Raw genomic sequence first — 14,587 nt, 5'->3', positions numbered from 1 at the left:
CGGTCACATTCCGAACCCGGAAGCTAAGCCTCTCAGCGCCGATGGTACTGCAAGGGGGACCTTGTGGGAGAGTAGGACGCCGCCGGACTCAACGTAAGAAGGTGGCCATCGGCCCTCCATCGAGAACTCGCAGGGGAGACCCTCGTTCTCGTGGAAGGTCGGTGGCCATTTCTGTTTTGGCACTGCACCGTAGGCCTCGACGTCGGGCCCGGTCCGTGATGGACTGGGACGGCTTCGCGCCACGGACGGCGCTCACACACAACGACACAGCGGACGACAGCCGGCGCGAGAGCTCCGGCACGCAACGAGGAGCAACGGTGGCGAACGACGACGAACGGCGGAACGACCGCGACGATGAGCGCGGTGGACGTCCGCGTCGGGACGGTGCTCCGCGCGGCGGTCAGTCCGGTGGGCGTGGGGGCTGGTCCTCCGGTCCTCGTGAGTTCGAGCGCCGCGAGGGTGAGCGTCGTGATCGTCCGCAGCGTGACGGCGATCGGCCGTCCCGTGGAGACCGGCCGGCGCGCGACAGCGCCCCGGGCCGCGGGTTCCGCGAGGGCGGGCAGCGCTCGGACCGTCCTGCGTGGCGTGGGGACCGTGATGACTCCGGTCGGCCGCCTCGCAGTGGGGGACCTCGTGGGGATCGTCCGTCGTACAACTCGGATCGGCCGCGTCGTGATGGGGATCGTCCGTCGTACAACTCGGACCGGCCGCGTCGTGACGGGGACCGCCCGTTCCGCGGTGGGAACGACCGGCCGCGTCGTGATGGGGATCGTCCGTCGTACAACTCGGACCGTCCGCGTCGTGATGGGGATCGTCCGTCGTACAACTCGGACCGTCCGCGTCGTGACGGGGATCGTCCGTCGTACAACTCGGATCGGCCGCGTCGTGACGGGGACCGCCCGTTCCGCGGTGGGAACGACCGTCCGCGTCGCGACGGTGACCGTCCGTCCTACAACTCAGACCGTCCGCGTCGTGATGGGGATCGTCCGTCGTACAACTCCGATCGGCCGCGTCGTGACGGGGATCGTCCGTCGTACAACTCGGACCGTCCGCGTCGTGATGGGGATCGTCCGTCGTACAACTCGGACCGGCCGCGTCGCGACGGGGACCGCCCGTTCCGCGGTGGCAACGACCGACCGCGTCGTGATGGTGATCGTCCCGAGCGCGGGTCGTTCAGCACCCGCGGCGGTGACGAGCGTCGACGCTTCGGTGACGGCAACCGGGGCCCCGGCGCCCGCTTTGGCGAGGCAGCCCGGGACGACTTCGAGGACCGCGACCCCTACGGCATCAAGTCGATCCGCCCGCGCCACGAGGACCCGGAGATCCCCGAGGAGGTGCAGGCTCGCGACCTCCACCCGCAGGCCCGCGCTGAGCTCAAGACGCTCAGCAAGGACAACGCCGACTGGGTCGCGAAGCACCTGGTCACGGCGGCGCTCCTGGTGGACGACGACCCCGAGCTCGCGAACCAGCACGCCCTGAGCGCGGCTCGTCGCGCCGGCCGCGTGGCAGTCGTCCGGGAGACCGCGGCGATCACGGCCTACCGCCTCGGTGACTTCAGCACCGCGCTGCGCGAACTCCGTACCTACCGTCGGATCTCGGGCCGCAATGACCAGCTCCCGATGATGGTGGACTGCGAGCGCGGCCTCGGCCGTCCGGAGCGTGCACTGGAGCTCGGCCGCTCGGTCGACCGAGCGGCGCTCGAGCCCGGCGTGCAGGTGGAGCTCGCGATCGCGATGTCCGGCGCACGTCTGGACCTCGGGAACCCCACAGCCGCCCTCGGTGAGCTGGAGATTCCACAGCTCGACCCGTCGACGGCCTACAGCTGGTCCCCGGCGCTCTACAGTGCTTACGCGGCCACGCTCGAGGAGCTCGGCCGCCAGGACGAGGCCGACGAGTGGTGGGCCCGTGTCGACCGTGCTGCCGAGGCCCTCGCCGAAGCAGCTGACGAAGACTCTTGGGAGACGATTGATGTGGTCGAGGAAGCGTTCGAAGTCGAAGGAGTCGACGACGAACCCGCAGACGACGAGTTCGACGAGCCCGCAGCCGACGAGCCCGGCGAGCCCGACCAGCTCGAGCCGCTCGGGGACGTCGACGAGCCCGTCGACGACGACCTCGGCGAGATCGACGACGACAACCCCCGGGACGTCGACGGCTCCGCAGCCGGCTGACACCCCGCGTTCCCCGACGGACGGCGTCGACGTGGTCCTCACCGACCTCGACGGCGTCGTCTACCGTGGTCGCAACGCCATCCCGCACGCGGTCGAGGCACTGACCCGTGCCTCGCTGACGGCGCGCGTCGGCTACATCACGAACAACGCCTCGCGTCGTCCGTCCGACGTGGCGGAGCACCTGGAGCGCTACGGCCTCGAGGTCGGCCCGGACGACGTCGTGACGAGTTCCCAGGCGGGCGTGCGGCTCCTCGCCACGCTCGTCCCCGAGGGCTCGACGATCCTGGTCATCGGCGGCATCGGCCTGACGAGCATCGTGGAGCAGGCCGGCTTCACCGTCACGTCGAGCGCCGACGACGCGCCAGCAGCGGTGATCCAGGGCTTCTCCCCGGACCTCGGCTGGCAGCAGCTCGCCGAGGCGTCCTTCGCCCTCGCGGACCCGGAGGTCCCGTGGGTCGCGACGAACATGGACTGGTCGATCCCGGTCGAGCGCGGAATCGCGCCGGGCAACGGCACGCTGGTCGCTGCCGTGCACCAGGCCGTCGGGCGGATGCCCGTCGTCGCCGGGAAGCCCGAGCGCCCGATCTTCGACGCGGCCCTGGCACGGTTCGGTGGTGAGCGTCCGCTCTTCATCGGTGACCGCCTCGACACGGACATCAAGGGCGCCAACGACGCCGGCATCCCGAGCGTCCTGGTGCTCACCGGCATCGACCAGGCCAAGCAGGTACTGGCGGCCGACGAGCGCTCGCGTCCGACCTACGTGCTGCAGGACCTCCGCGGGCTGTCCGAGCCGTACCCGGTGACGCACCGGCACGACGGCGAGGACGGTACCCGGTTCGTCAGCGTCGGGGACGCCACGGTCCGCATGCGCGCGCACGTGATCCGTGTGGAGCGTGCCGGCGACGACCCGATGAACCTGCTCCGCGCGGGTGCGACGGCGATCTGGGACTCCGGCCTGGCCATCTACGGACTCGATGTCGACCCCCAGCTCTACGGCGGCGAGTAGCGTGACGGACGTGCCGACCGACCCCCAGCAACAGCCCGACCAGGGCAGTGCCGTACAGGGCAGTGACGTCGCCCGGCGCGCCCGCGACGCCGAGGCGCTCCCGTTGGCCGACCGTGCCGACGCCTTCGCCGGCCTGCACGACGAACTCCGCACCCGTCTCGAGAGCGGCGGCACGACGAGTGCCTGACGACCCCCGGACCGAGACGAGTCCGGCCGAGGTGGCTCCGGCGCGCCTGGACGCGGTGGTCGCGTCGCGCGGACTCGCGAAGTCCCGGACCGCTGCCGCGAAGCTCATCCTGGCGGGACGGGTCAGTGTGGACGGTGCCCCGGTGGTCAAGTCCTCGACGCCGGTCGGCCCCGACAGCGAGATCGTCGTGGACGCCGGCGACGAGTGGGTCTCCCGCGCGGCGCTGAAGCTCGTCGGCGCCCTGGACTCCTTCGACATCGACCCGAGCGGCCTCGTCGCGCTGGACGTCGGCGCCAGCACGGGTGGGTTCACGCAGGTGCTCCTCGCCCGTGGCGCCCGACGGGTGATCGCGCTCGACGTCGGACACGGCCAGCTCGACCCGGTGGTGGCACTCGACGACCGCGTCGCCGTCGTCGAGGGCGTGAACGCGCGCGGGCTGACCGCCGAGGACTACCTCGCGCTCGACCCCGCCGCCGCGGACACCGCGCTCGTGGTCGGGGACCTGTCCTTCATCAGCCTCCGGATCGTCCTGCCCGCCCTGGTCGAGGCCGTCCCCGCCGACGACTTCGTGCTGCTGGTCAAGCCGCAGTTCGAGGTCGGTCGTGGCGGGGTGCGTGAGGGCATCGTGCGGGACGCCGGGCTCCGGAACGACGCCCTGATGAACGTGCTCTGGGCGGCGTGGGACCTCGGCCTCGGGACGGCCGGTCTGGTCGCCTCGCCGATCATCGGAACCCACGGCAACCACGAGTACCTCGCGCGTCTCCAGCGGGGCGCAGGGTCCAATCCGACAGAATGGATCGGACGCGCGACCGAACTGGCGGAAGGGGCTCCATGAGCGACGAACGGCACATCCTGCTCGTCTCGCACACGGGCCGGCGTGACTCGATCGACGCCGCGGTCGAGGTCTGCGACCTGCTGCACGCGGCCGGGCTGACGCCCGTGATGCCCTTCGACGAGTACGCCGACATCCGTCGTGCCGAAGCGACCGTCGGCCAGGTCGACATCCTCGGTGTCGACGTGCAGCGCGACGACCTCGAGATCGTCATCGTCCTCGGCGGCGACGGCACCATCCTGCGTGCGGCGGAGCTCGTCCGCGGTACCCGTGCCCCGATCGTCGGTGTGAACCTCGGGCACGTGGGGTTCCTGGCCGAGAGCGAGCGCGACGGTCTCGCCGAGACCGTCCAGCGTGCCCTCTCGGGCGACTACCACGTCGAGGAACGCGTGGCCCTGCAGGTCGACGTCGTCGTCGGGCAGGAGATCGTCTACTCGTCCTGGGCGCTGAACGAGGCCACCATCGAGAAAGCCTCGCGGGAACGCATGCTCGAGGTCGTCACCGAGGTGGACGGACGCCCGCTGTCGTCGTTCGGCTGCGACGGCGTCGTGATCTCGACGCCGACCGGTTCGACGGCGTACTCGTTCTCCGGCGGCGGCCCGATCGTCTGGCCGGACGTCGACGCGCTCATCATGGTGCCCCTCAGCGCCCACGCCCTCTTCTCGAAGCCGATCGTGGTCGGACCGGACTGCGTGCTCGCGGTCGAGGTGCTCCGGCGCACCAGCGGTGTCGGTGTCCTCTGGTGTGACGGCCGTCGCACGCACGACCTGCCCCCCGGCGCTCGCATCGAAGTCAGCCGGTCCCCGGAGCCCGTCCGCGTCGCGCGACTCAAGGACGCCCCCTTCACCGACCGGCTCGTGGCGAAGTTCCAGCTGCCCGTCGCGGGGTGGCGCGGCCCACAGCACGACGACGATCACGGGAGCAGCCTGTGATCGAGGAGATCTCGATCTCGGACCTCGGGGTGATCGGCGACGCGACCCTCGAGCTCGGGCCGGGCTTCACCGTCGTCACCGGAGAGACGGGCGCGGGCAAGACGATGATCGTCACCGCGCTCGGGCTCCTGCTCGGTGCGCGCGCCGATGCGGGTTCGGTGCGCCGCGGTGCCTCGAGCGCCGTGGTGGAGGGCCGCTGGGTCGTCCCGGACCACGATGCCGTCGCCGAGCGCGTCGAGGACGCCGGCGGCACGGTGGAGGACGGCGAACTCATCCTCACCCGCACCGTCTCGGCCGAGGGTCGCAGCCGCGCCACGGTCGGCGGTCGGAGTGCCCCGGTTGCCGTGCTCGGCGAACTCGCGGATCAACTCGTCACCGTGCACGGGCAGTCCGACCAGATCCGGCTGACCTCGTCCACCGCGCAACGCGCCGCACTCGACGGCTTCGGAGCCGGCGCGGTCGAGAAGGCACTGCGCCGCTACACCGCCGCGTACGACACGTGGCAGGAGCACACGGCGGAGCTCGAGACGCTCACCCGCGACCGGGACGACCGGCTCGCCGAGGCCGCTCGACTCCGAGCGGCCTCCGACGAGATCGAGGCGGCGGCGCCGCAACCCGGTGAGGACGAGGAACTCCAGGAACGTGCCGATCGACTCGGCAACCTCGAGGAACTCCGCCTCTCCGCGAGCCTCGCGCACGAGGCGATCTCCTCCGAGTCCCTCGACGGCACGGACGTCATCGGCCTCGTCGAAGCGGCTCGACGGGCGGTCGAGCGCGTCGCGGGAACGGACAGCACCCTGCAGCCCGTGCTGGAGCAGCTGACCGAGCTCGGGATCCAGGCGAGCGAGGCGTCGGCCAGCCTGTCGAGCTACCTCGGGTCCCTCGAGCCCGAGGCCGGACACGACCTCGAACTCATCAACGAGCGACGCGCGGTGCTCTCCGGCCTGGCCCGGAAGTACGGCGAGACCGTCGACGACGTCATCGCCTTCGGGCAGCGCGCCAGCGACCGACTCCTCGAACTCGACGGTGACGACGACCGCATCGTCGCGCTGCAGGACGCCGTCACCCACGACCAGGACGCACTCGAACAGGCAGCCGCCGCCCTGACCGCGGCACGCACGAAGGCCGCCGGTGACCTCGCGAAGCGCGTCACGACCGAGCTCAAGACCCTGGCGATGGCCGGCGCGACCCTCGTGGTCGAGGTCACCGACGCCGGGGAGTTCCGCCGGCACGGCCGTGACCAGGTCGCGATCCTCCTGCAGCCGCACTCCGGCACGGACCCCCGGCCGATCGGGAAGGGCGCGTCCGGTGGCGAGCTCTCCCGCGTGATGCTCGCGATCGAGGTCGTGATGGCGGGCTCGACGACGGTCCCCACGTTCGTGTTCGACGAGGTCGACGCCGGTGTCGGTGGCGCAGCGGCGATCGAGATCGGTCGACGGCTGGCCAAGCTCGCGGAGCGCACGCAGGTCATCGTCGTGACACACCTGGCGCAGGTCGCCGCGTTCGCGACGAACCACCTCAACGTCGTGAAGGACGCCAGCGGCGCGGTCACCTCGTCGAGCGTCCGTCGCCTCGAAGGGGACGACCGCCTGCAGGAGATGGCGCGCCTGCTCTCCGGCCTCGGCGACAGCGCCAGCGGCATGGAGCACGCCCGCGAGCTGCTCGAGGTCGCAGGCCAGCCCACCTGACCCAGCAGGGGCCATGGAACCGGCCATCCGCCGGGCGGACACGCGCACGGCGAACGCGGGTCGCGCCTCCCGGCAGTTCTGACGTACGATGGAATCCCGTGGCGGACACTCTCAGCGGCGGAACCAATTCTTCGAACTCGACCCCGAAGGTGACGAAGCAGATCTTCGTGACCGGCGGGGTCGTCTCGTCTCTCGGCAAGGGCCTGACGGCGGCCAGCCTCGGCAACCTGCTCACGGCGCGCGGCCTCAAGGTCGTCATGCAGAAGCTCGACCCGTACCTCAACGTGGACCCGGGCACCATGAACCCGTTCCAGCACGGCGAGGTCTTCGTGACCGACGACGGCGCCGAGACGGACCTGGACATCGGGCACTACGAGCGCTTCCTCGACATCAACCTGTCGCAGGCGGCGAACGTGACGACCGGGCAGGTGTACTCGACGGTCATCGCCAAGGAGCGTCGCGGCGAGTACCTCGGCGACACGGTGCAGGTCATCCCGCACATCACCGACGAGATCAAGCGCCGGATGCGCGAGCAGGCGTCGAACGACCCGCAGCCCGACGTCATCATCACCGAGGTCGGCGGCACGGTCGGCGACATCGAGTCCCAGCCGTTCATCGAGTCGGCCCGCCAGGTCCGGCACGAGCTCGGCCGCAACAACGTGTTCTTCGTGCACGTGTCGCTCGTGCCGTTCATGAACGCCTCGGGTGAGCAGAAGACGAAGCCGACGCAGCACTCCGTCGCCGCGCTCCGTTCGATCGGCATCCAGCCGGACGCACTCGTGCTCCGCAGCGACCGCCCGGTGTCGGACTCGAACAAGCGCAAGATCGCCCTGATGTGCGACGTCGACGAGGACGCCGTGGTGAACGCCGTGGACGTCCCCTCGATCTACGACCTGCCGACGCTCCTCAACACGCAGGGGCTCGACCGCGTGATCGTCGACGCGCTGCACCTCGAGGCGAACGAGGTCGACTGGACCTCGTGGAACCCGGTGCTCCGCGCCGTGCACGAGCCGAAGAAGGACGTCACGATCGCCCTGGTCGGCAAGTACATCGACCTGCCGGACGCGTACCTCTCGGTCACCGAGGCCCTCCGCGCCGGTGGCTTCGCCCACAACGCGAAGGTCACGCTGAAGTGGGTCGTCTCGGACGACTGCACCACTCCGGAGGGCGCTGCGAAGCAGCTCGGCGACGTGGACGGCATCTGCGTCCCGGGTGGGTTCGGCGTGCGCGGCATCGAGGGCAAGCTCGGTGCGCTCAAGTTCGCCCGCGAGAACCACATCCCGACGCTCGGCCTGTGCCTCGGCCTGCAGTGCATGGTCATCGAGTACGCCCGCCACGAGGCCGGTCTGGTCGACGCGTCGAGCTCCGAGTTCGACCCGGAGACCCCGACCCCGGTCATCGCGACGATGGCGGAGCAGGTCGACATCATCGCCGGTGGCGACCTGGGCGGCACGATGCGCCTCGGGCTGTACCCGGCGACGTTCACGGCCGGGTCGCTGGCCGAGTCGCTGTACGGCGCGCCGGAGGCATCCGAGCGCCACCGTCACCGCTACGAGGTGAACAACAAGTACCGCCAGCAGATCGCGGACGCCGGCCTGGTGTTCTCGGGCACCTCGCCCGACGGCAACCTGGTGGAGTACGTCGAGCTGGACCGTGCGCAGCACCCGTTCTACATCGGAACGCAGGCACACCCGGAGCTGCGCTCGCGCCCGAACAACGCGCACCCGCTGTTCGCGGGTCTCGTCGAGGCCGCGATCGTGCGCAACGAGGCGACTCGCCTGTTCGACCCGGAGTCGGAGTCGGAGTCGGACTCGGCCACGGTCGCGTAGCCGCGGAGTCGCGTCGTCGCGCGGAGGACGTTGAATCGCGCGGAGGAGGTCCGAACCATCGGCCCCCTCCGCGCGGTTCGACTTTCCAGCGCGGGTGGTGTGGGTATCCACGCGCTGGTTGGATGGACCGGTGACTGACGAACCCATCGCTGACGTGTCCGCCTCCTACGACGTGACGTCGTCCGACCTGGTCTACGAGGGCGCGGTCTGGAACATCCGCCGCGACACCGTTGCCTACGGCGGCGGCAGCATGGTGCGCGAGTACGTCGACCACACCGGTGCCGTCGCCGTGTACGCCGAGGACGACGAAGGCCGGGTGCTCGTCATCCAGCAGTACCGGCACCCGGTGCACCTGCGTGACTGGGAGCTGCCGGCCGGACTGCTCGACATCGACGGCGAGGACGAGTTGGTGGCCGCGCAGCGAGAGCTCGCGGAAGAGGCGGACGTCGAAGCCGAGCAGTGGGAACCGCTCGTGCGGTACAACACCTCCTCGGGCGGCAGCGACGAGTTCATCCAGATCTACCGCGCCCGGGGTGTGCGGGCGACCGCGTCGGCGTTCGAGCGGTCCGACGAAGAGGCCGACATCGTGAAGCGCTGGGTCCCGCGCGCGGAGATCGTCGCGGCGATCCTCGACGGACGGCTGCAGAACTCGGCGCTCCTCGTCGCGGCACTCGCCGTGGACGCGATCGAACGCGGCTGATCGCAGCCGTGCGGTCGAGCGCCGGTCGTCGCGCTAGCCTCGTCGGGTGATCCCGATCGCGCAGGCCACCGAGACGTACCTGCGGCACATCGCGATCGAGCGGGGACTGTCCGACCACACGCTCGCCGCGTACCGGCGGGACCTCACGACGTTCACGGACTGGATCGCATCGCAGCCGACGGTCGATTCCGCGGGTGCCGACCGGGCCGGGGGTGCCGCGGTGGTGGCCGACGTCGGGCGCCTGGCCCGCGCCGACCTCGCCGGGTTCGTGTCCCACCTGGCGACCCGGGACGCACCGCTCGCCCCACGGTCGATCGCGCGGATGCTCAGTTCCGTGCGGTCCTTCGCCGCGTTCGCCGCCGGGGAGGGCTGGCTGCCGCTCGACCCGGGCGCGTCCGTCCGACCGCCGAAGGCCCCGATGCGGCTGCCGAAGGCGATCTCGGTCGAGGACATGGAGCGGCTGCTGCAGGCCGTGGACGGCGACGACCCCGTGCAGTTGCGGGACCGGGCGCTCCTCGAACTCCTGTACGCCACCGGCGCGCGCATCTCCGAGGCCGTCGGTCTGTCGGTGGACGACGTGACGACCCTCGCGGCCGTGGACGAGGACTCCGACGAGGACACCGACGTCTCCGTGGTGCGCGTCACCGGCAAGGGCAACAAGCAGCGGATCGTGCCGCTCGGCAGCTACGCGCGGGCCGCCGTGGACGCGTACCTGGTGCGAGCGCGGCCGCTGTTCGCAGCTCGGGGGCACGCGACGCCGGCGCTGTTCCTCGGGGCCAGGGGAGCGCGGCTGTCCCGGCAGAGTGCGTGGCTCGTGATCCAGGCCGCCGCAGCTGCCGCGGACCTGACCGAGCACGTGTCACCGCACACGTTCCGGCACTCGTTCGCGACGCACCTGCTCGAGGGCGGGGCGGACGTGCGGGTCGTGCAGGAGCTGCTCGGGCACGCGAGCGTCGCGACGACGCAGATCTACACGCTGGTGACGGCGGACATGCTGCGGGACGTGTACCAGACGTCGCACCCGCGGGCGCGGCGGTAGGCGCGGCGGCCTCGCACCGTGCGGCGCCGTGCGGCCTCGCACGATGCGGCGGGGCGGGGCGGCGGTGCGGTGCGCGGCGCGGTGCGGACTGGCGCCGCGTAACGGAATCCGATCGGAACCACGGGAAGACGTGGTTCGGGGTGGATTCGGTTGTGCGGGTCCGATCGGCACCAGGGGCCGCCGGCGTCGGGGGCCGCCGGCACCAGGGGCCGCCGGCGCCGGGCCCGCGGCGGCCTCGCACGGTGCGGCGCCCTGCGGCGCCCTGCGCCGGCGCAGCCGCGTCAGAACAGGCGGGACACCGCGACGATGCCCGTCGCCAGGGCGACGACGAACGCCGACGCGGCCAGACTCCGAGCGAGCACCCGCCAGCGGCCGGTCGCACCCGGGCGCACCACGCCGATCGCGCCCGCCACGAGCGCGAGCACGCTGAACGCGCCGAACGGGTTCAGCACGAGGGACGCCCCCGCGAGCAGCACGGCGGACACCGCGAACGCGCAGAGCCGCCGGGAGGTGGCCGCCCCGTACGCCCACGTCCGGCTCTCGACCGACGGGGTCCTGACGGAGAACGAGGGCCCGGTCGGCGTCACCACGATCGGTACCACCGGCTCGGTCGGGCGAACGGGGAGCACCCGCGTCGCGTCGCTCCAGGCGTGCCCGTCCCACCAGCGGAGACGGCCGGCGTCCCGGGGATCCGGGAACCAACCGGCGGCCGGCAGCGTCACGGGAACTCCTGAGAACGGGGGATGGTGCCCTCCGACGCTACGGGGAGCGCGCTGTCCACCCCAGTCCCAGGCCGGGTGTCAGCAGGAAGGGGGACCGCTACGCGTGTGCGGGAGCGGCGTCCACCTCGTGCATCACGTCCGCGACCGCAGCGAGGAGCCGGGCGTTGAAGTCGACGCCGAGCTGGTTCGGCACCGTGACGAGCACGGTGTCGGCAGCGCGCACGGCGGCGTCCGCGGCGAGCTCCGCGACCAGGTCTTCGGGCGAGCCGATGTACGAGCGGCCGAACCGCGCGAGCCCGCCGTCGAGGTACCCGACCTGGTCCGAGCCCTCGACCTGGGCGCGGACGCCGAAGTAGTGCCGGGACTCGTCGTCGATGATCGGGATGATGCTCCGCGACACCGAGACCCGGGGCGTGCGTTCCCAGCCCGACTCCGCCCAGACCCGACGGAAGCGCTCGATCTGCTCCGCCTGGAGCTCGTCGAACGGCACGCCGGTGTCCTCGGTGAGGAGCGTCGACGACATCAGGTTCATGCCCTGCTCGGCGGTCCACTCCGCGGTGGCCCGGGTGCCGGCACCCCACCAGATGCGGTCGGAGAGGCCGTCGGACAGCGGGAAGACCGGCAGCGATCCGGCCGCACCGGTCATCTGCGGGTTCGCGTTCGCCATCGGCTCGCCGGCGATCGCACGACGGAAGACGCTGGTGTGCGCACGCGCCAGGTCGGCCCCGTTCGGGTCGGAGGCGTCCGGGACGTACCCGAACTGCTGGTAACCGGCCTGGGCGGTCTCAGGTGACCCACGCGAGACGCCGAGCTGCAGCCGGCCGCCGGAGATGAGGTCCGTTGCAGCGGCCTCCTCGGCCATGTACAGCGGGTTCTCGTAGCGCATGTCGATCACGCCGGTGCCGATCTCGATCCGGCTGGTCCTGGCCGCGATCGCCGACAGGAGCGGGAACGGCGCCGCCTGCTGCGGCGCGAAGTGGTGCACGCGGAAGTAGGCGCCGTCGACGCCGGCCTCCTCGGCCGCGACGGCGAGGTCGATCGCCTGGACGAGGGCCTCGCGGCCGCTGCGCACCTTCGATCCCGGGACGTCACGCCAGTGCCCGAAGGACAGGAACCCGATCTTGGTCATGTCCATGCGAACGCATCCGAGCGGGTGTCCATTCCGTCGGACTACGGTCGGCGTCATGGAGGACCCCCGCGCCGCGCTGACGACCGAGCGCACGCGCGCGGAGAAGCTCCTGGCGGACGTCGAGCGGAGCATGCGGGACGTCAGCGATGCCCGGGACGGTGCGAACACGGACGACGAGCACGACCCCGAGGGCGCGACCCTCGCCTGGGAACGGGGCTCGCTCGGTGCGGTGCGCGACGACGCGCGGCGACGGATCGACCAGGTCGACGCCGCGCTCGCGCGGCTCGATGCCGGCACCTACGGGACCTGCGCGGTCGGCGGCGAGCCGATCCCGGAGGCACGACTGGCCGTGGTCCCGTGGGCCGCGACGTGCGTCGCCCACGCGTGACGAGCCTCCCGTCCGTCCCGTGGTGACCCGCTGCGGACGGGAGGCCCGGTGCCGGCCTGCAGGAACGCGACAGCGGGCGGGTGGTCGCGTCGCGACGTCCACCGCGTCAGCGGCTCCTGCGCCGCTGATTCCCAGCCGCGGGCCCTAGCGTTCCGGGCATGGAGCCAGAGCCGAACGAGCGCCCCGCGATCACCGCGGACGGCGAGCGACGCGTGCGGTTCCGGTGGTTCCACGACATGCGCGCCTGGATCCACGCCCGGCCGCACGTGCACCTGTTCTGGAAGGTGCTGGTCGGCATCGTCGGTGGGCTCGTCGTCATCATCGGGCTGATCCTGGTGCCGCTGCCCGGGCCCGGGTGGCTCGTGGTGTTCATCGGGCTGACGATCCTGGCGAGCGAGTTCCACTTCTTCCACAAGATCATCACGTGGCTCAAGGCCCAGCTGCACCGCTTCTGGGACTGGGCGAAGGCGCACGGGCCGCAGTGGCTCCGGAACGCTGCCGACCGCGGCAAGGCCGACGTCGACGCGGCCCACGCGGACGCACACCGCAGCATGCGCCGCTCGGCGCGGCCGGGCCACTAGCCCCGCGCGCCCCCGCGCTCGCGCTCGGGCCCGCAGTGTGCGAGGTTCCGTACGGTGTGCGACGCGCGGAGGGTCGCACGGTGTAGGGAACCTCGCACAGTGCGGAGCCGCCGCGCGCGCCTACTCGGCGGCGGCGGGGCTCGTGCGGATCGAGCCGGTGGCCGTGCGCTCGAGGACCTCGGACGCCTGCTCCTCCACCGCGGCGGCGTCGCGCGACACGAGCTGCAGCACGAGGGCGACGACCGCGGCGATCACGATGAAGGCGCCGTACCCGGCGAGCACCGGCACCAGGCCGACGGTCGGCTCGAGCAGCCCTCCGACGACGGCCGGCACGCCGAACGCCAGGTACGAGACGACGTAGATCGTGGAGAGCAGCCCCGCACGGTGCGTCGGGGCAGCGGTGGCGAGGAGCATCCGGAGCGGCGCCTGGAAGCCCGCGCCGAACCCGACGCCCGCGATCGCACTGCCGACGACGAGCCCCGGCAGCGAGTGCGCGAAGACGAACGACACGGTGACGATGGGCCCGAGGACGAGCGCGACGAGCCCGATGAGCACGCCGACCCGGGCGGAGAGCCGCTGGATCGCCAGACCCGTCAGCGCGCCGACGCCGGTGACCACGGCGATGAGCGCCCCGGCCGCGAAGTGGTTCGTGATGCCGAAGACGGCGCCGAGGGCCGAGGGGACCAGTGACAGGAACAGGCCGCCGAGGGCCCAGCTCGCGATGAGGGACCCGGCGACGCCGCGGAACAGCCGACGCGACGAGCGCGGGACGGAGATGGTCGGGCGCAGGGAGCGCAGGGCTCCCGGCCGGCGGGTGACCTGCTCGGGGACCACGACGAGGGCGATCACCATGAGGACGAGCAGCGACCCGAACAGGACGTACACGAGCCGCTCCGGTGCCGGGCCCCACTCGACGAGGGCACCGCTCGACAGGGCGCCGGTGGCGAGGGCGATCGGCGGGATGACACCGTTCAGGACCCCGGCGAGCGACGGGTGCCGCACGAGCGAGTTGTCGATGAGGGCCGCACCGAGCGCGCCGATGAGCAGGCCGACGGACACGCCCTGCACGATGCGGTCGAGGATGAGCGCTCCGAGGCCGTCCGCGATCGAGAACAGCCCGAGCGACAGGGCCACGCCGAGGCCGCCGACCACGAGCACGGGCTTCCGGCCGACGTGGTCGGACAGCCGCCCGGCGACGAGCAGGCTGACCAGCAGCCCGGCGACGTAGATCGCGAACACCCCGGTGAGCATGAGCGGGGTGAGGTGCCACTCCGCGGCGTAGACGGGGTAGATCGGCGACGGGACGGCCGACGAGGCGACCGACACGAGCAGCATCGCCGCGAGGATCCAGAACCCGGCGACCGAGCGTGCTGACTGCATGAGCGT

14 protein-coding genes and 1 rRNA gene are annotated in these 14,587 nt (G+C 71.8%); 12 read left to right on the top strand and 3 right to left on the bottom strand.

The window, feature by feature from the left end:
* From rrf to ACIPJY_RS17755, 10 genes are all read left to right on the top strand, one after another.
* A 5S ribosomal RNA gene (gene rrf / locus ACIPJY_RS17800) occupies positions 1 to 88 on the top strand; the annotation flags it as partial.
* 1,246 nt (positions 89 to 1,334) lie between these two features.
* Positions 1,335 to 2,168 (top strand): hypothetical protein, encoded by an 834-nt coding sequence (locus tag ACIPJY_RS17795; protein ID WP_400467411.1) that lies wholly within the window; start codon positions 1,335 to 1,337, stop codon positions 2,166 to 2,168.
* 31 nt (positions 2,169 to 2,199) lie between these two features.
* Complete coding sequence (locus ACIPJY_RS17790) at positions 2,200 to 3,174, top strand: HAD-IIA family hydrolase (RefSeq protein ID WP_400467413.1); 975 nt, start codon at positions 2,200 to 2,202, stop codon at positions 3,172 to 3,174.
* Between the two features lie 10 nt (positions 3,175 to 3,184).
* Complete coding sequence (locus ACIPJY_RS17785; RefSeq protein WP_400467415.1) at positions 3,185 to 3,361, top strand: hypothetical protein; 177 nt, start codon at positions 3,185 to 3,187, stop codon at positions 3,359 to 3,361.
* Complete coding sequence (locus ACIPJY_RS17780) at positions 3,354 to 4,196, top strand: TlyA family RNA methyltransferase (RefSeq protein WP_400467417.1); 843 nt, start codon at positions 3,354 to 3,356, stop codon at positions 4,194 to 4,196. The genes ACIPJY_RS17785 and ACIPJY_RS17780 overlap by 8 nt, the downstream gene beginning before the upstream one ends.
* Complete coding sequence (locus ACIPJY_RS17775) at positions 4,193 to 5,125, top strand: NAD kinase (RefSeq protein WP_400467419.1); 933 nt, start codon at positions 4,193 to 4,195, stop codon at positions 5,123 to 5,125. The genes ACIPJY_RS17780 and ACIPJY_RS17775 overlap by 4 nt, the downstream gene beginning before the upstream one ends.
* Positions 5,122 to 6,813 carry a DNA repair protein RecN gene (recN, locus tag ACIPJY_RS17770; protein WP_400467421.1) on the top strand — a complete coding sequence of 564 codons (1,692 nt, stop codon included), beginning with the start codon at positions 5,122 to 5,124 and terminating at the stop codon, positions 6,811 to 6,813. The genes ACIPJY_RS17775 and recN overlap by 4 nt, the downstream gene beginning before the upstream one ends.
* Positions 6,814 to 6,911: 98 nt before the next feature.
* A complete protein-coding gene (locus ACIPJY_RS17765) occupies positions 6,912 to 8,642 on the top strand; it encodes a CTP synthase (RefSeq protein WP_400467423.1) in 1,731 nt (576 codons plus the stop codon).
* 130 nt (positions 8,643 to 8,772) lie between these two features.
* On the top strand, positions 8,773 to 9,342 hold the full coding sequence (locus ACIPJY_RS17760) for an NUDIX domain-containing protein (RefSeq protein ID WP_400467425.1): 570 nt from the start codon (positions 8,773 to 8,775) through the stop codon (positions 9,340 to 9,342).
* A 49-nt stretch (positions 9,343 to 9,391) separates the two neighbouring features.
* Positions 9,392 to 10,381, top strand: a complete 990-nt coding sequence (locus ACIPJY_RS17755; protein WP_400467505.1) for a site-specific tyrosine recombinase XerD — start codon at positions 9,392 to 9,394, stop codon at positions 10,379 to 10,381.
* A 281-nt stretch (positions 10,382 to 10,662) separates the two neighbouring features.
* On the opposite strand, the gene ACIPJY_RS17750 is transcribed toward ACIPJY_RS17755, so the two are convergent.
* Positions 10,663 to 11,103, bottom strand: coding sequence for a DUF2510 domain-containing protein (locus ACIPJY_RS17750; RefSeq protein WP_400467427.1), 441 nt, complete (start codon positions 11,101 to 11,103; stop codon positions 10,663 to 10,665).
* 97 nt (positions 11,104 to 11,200) lie between these two features.
* A complete protein-coding gene (locus tag ACIPJY_RS17745) occupies positions 11,201 to 12,238 on the bottom strand; it encodes an LLM class flavin-dependent oxidoreductase (protein ID WP_400467429.1) in 1,038 nt (345 codons plus the stop codon).
* Between the two features lie 49 nt (positions 12,239 to 12,287).
* Here ACIPJY_RS17745 and ACIPJY_RS17740 point away from each other — a divergent pair, with 49 nt between their 5' ends.
* Together ACIPJY_RS17740 and ACIPJY_RS17735 are read left to right on the top strand one after the other, a co-directional pair.
* A complete protein-coding gene (locus ACIPJY_RS17740; protein ID WP_400467431.1) occupies positions 12,288 to 12,620 on the top strand; it encodes a TraR/DksA family transcriptional regulator in 333 nt (110 codons plus the stop codon).
* Between the two features lie 158 nt (positions 12,621 to 12,778).
* Positions 12,779 to 13,201 carry a TIGR02611 family protein gene (locus tag ACIPJY_RS17735; RefSeq protein ID WP_400467433.1) on the top strand — a complete coding sequence of 141 codons (423 nt, stop codon included), beginning with the start codon at positions 12,779 to 12,781 and terminating at the stop codon, positions 13,199 to 13,201.
* Positions 13,202 to 13,321: 120 nt separating this feature from the next.
* Here the strand turns inward: ACIPJY_RS17735 and ACIPJY_RS17730 are convergent, their stop codons facing one another.
* On the bottom strand, positions 13,322 to 14,581 hold the full coding sequence (locus tag ACIPJY_RS17730) for an MFS transporter (protein WP_400467435.1): 1,260 nt from the start codon (positions 14,579 to 14,581) through the stop codon (positions 13,322 to 13,324).
* Positions 14,582 to 14,587 lie beyond the last annotated feature (6 nt).

Origin of the sequence: Curtobacterium sp. NPDC090223, assembly GCF_044746585.1 — a bacterium.
Taxonomy (GTDB): domain Bacteria; phylum Actinomycetota; class Actinomycetes; order Actinomycetales; family Microbacteriaceae; genus Curtobacterium.
Note: the sequence above shows the minus strand (reverse complement) of the source record. Positions and strands in the feature narration are given on the sequence as shown.